At 49.6% G+C, this 1509-nt stretch carries 3 protein-coding genes; 1 reads left to right on the top strand and 2 read right to left on the bottom strand.

From position 1 onward, the window contains the following. Positions 1-181, top strand: a 181-nt coding sequence (locus tag MXAZACID_RS19915) for a hypothetical protein (protein ID WP_205619870.1), incomplete at its 5' end; no start/stop codon positions are given. Positions 182-271: 90 nt separating this feature from the next. Here MXAZACID_RS19915 and MXAZACID_RS17220 read toward each other — a convergent pair. Both MXAZACID_RS17220 and MXAZACID_RS17215 read right to left on the bottom strand, forming a co-directional pair. Next, positions 272-637 carry an IS5/IS1182 family transposase gene (locus tag MXAZACID_RS17220; RefSeq protein ID WP_008495839.1) on the bottom strand — a complete coding sequence of 122 codons (366 nt, stop codon included), beginning with the start codon at positions 635-637 and terminating at the stop codon, positions 272-274. An 88-nt stretch (positions 638-725) separates the two neighbouring features. After that, positions 726-1163: an autoinducer binding domain-containing protein gene (locus tag MXAZACID_RS17215; RefSeq protein ID WP_008495838.1), complete on the bottom strand. Its 438-nt coding sequence runs from the start codon at positions 1161-1163 to the stop codon at positions 726-728. Positions 1164-1509: the final 346 nt, after the last annotated feature.

Here is a 1509-nt window from a genome sequence, read left to right as displayed (position 1 = left end):
TCACTTGAACCAAAATCCAGGCCCCAAAGCTAAATCAGAAAAAATAAAACCAAGTTTCGGGGTTTTTCAGCAAACTGCTAGTGTTGAAATCTATTACAAGGTTTGGATCAGTGGTCGGATTCAAGTTGGAATGCATGGCCGGCTTCGTCGGAATCAGCAACGTAAAGGAGGACAAAACTAAGATCGCGTCTACTCCTCGATGATCTGAGAAGTATCAGCGATCAAAGCGATTTGAGCTGGAAGAGCTAAAGTCCCCAGGACGAATCGACATTCAGTGCATCCAGATCATGGATGAGGCGAGTTGGGCGGTTGCCATGAAGTACGCGGCTCTTCGGTCGTAACGGGTTGCCACCCGGCGGAGGTGTTTGAGCTTATTGAAGAACCTTTCGATACGATTTCTGAGCTTATAGGCTTGGATATCGTGTGGGATTTTGAGTTTCCGGTTTCGCTTAGATAGGATGATAGCCTCGATATTGGCGTCGTCGATCATTTCACTGAGTTCACTGCTGTAATATGCCTTGTCTGCAACAACACCACCAGCGGTTTGCCCCTCCAGCAAGTCGGCAGCGGTTGTGATATCATGCCAATTCGAGGCACGCGATCTCACGCCGGGATAGCGATGGCTTTGGCTTTGCATCTCGATAGCCGGAAATCTCTACAATCCGATCATGCATATAATGCGTGATCATCTGGAATTCTCTTTTATACGAAACTCGCCGCTCCTCTCACTCGGGCACCGACATGTTCGCGGTAATCGTGAACAATGTCCGCTCGCCCCCAGCCCCGCGCACGGGCCAGGTCATGCCCTGCCAGCCGACTGCAAACCGGTCAGCTTCCGCGAAAAAATCCCGGGCAACATCATTATCGCGGTCAAGATGCGCCCAATCCAGCGGCAGGAAGCCTTTGGTTCCAGAAACAACCACCGGATCAATTTTGAAGTAATCGTTGTTTTTATAGCGCTCGATCCATTCAGACTCATAAGTCAGAACCAAGATCGGGTTGAAAATTTGAGCGCCTGGAAGATAAACCGCGTGATACGCGATATTGGCGAGATGATACGCTCTGCATATACCAGCGGCCACATCTTGCATTTGCGCGAGACTATTCGCCGCTCCAATCTGCGTTACGATCTCTTCGTAGCGATCATCGTCACCGGCAATCATAATAAACCTCCCGGTCAAGCGGAAACGACGCGAAATTGCATTACCGCGCTACAAATGGTCGCGTAAATTGAAACATCTGTAATGTTAAAGGAGCCTGGGCAGAATGCACATTGGCCGTGAAATCGCGTTGCCTAACCCCTGCCATCTTACCGCACCCGCATGCGCTAGCATTCCTTGGTCTGTTGTAGCCGCATAAGATACTACCACACGGGACCTACGAGATTAGAGATCAGGATTGAGCTTGGGAATGAGATTAGAATTGAGCTCAGTTATGAAATCAGGAACAGGCATAGGAATCAGCACAGGAAAAGGCTCGGGATTGGGCTGAGAGATAAGATTCGCGTTT

This window comes from Acidocella sp. MX-AZ02, assembly GCF_000306035.1.
In the GTDB taxonomy this organism is placed as follows: domain Bacteria; phylum Pseudomonadota; class Alphaproteobacteria; order Acetobacterales; family Acetobacteraceae; genus Acidocella; species Acidocella facilis.
The sequence above is the reverse complement of the archived record's forward strand: the minus strand, read 5'-3'. Positions and strand labels throughout refer to the sequence as shown.

Coding starts and splice junctions, on each gene's coding strand:
- MXAZACID_RS17220 (WP_008495839.1), bottom strand. CDS start 637: ATGCAAAGCCAAAGCCATCGCTATCCCGGCGTGAGATCGCGTGCCTCG.
- MXAZACID_RS17215 (WP_008495838.1), bottom strand. CDS start 1,163: ATGATTGCCGGTGACGATGATCGCTACGAAGAGATCGTAACGCAGATT.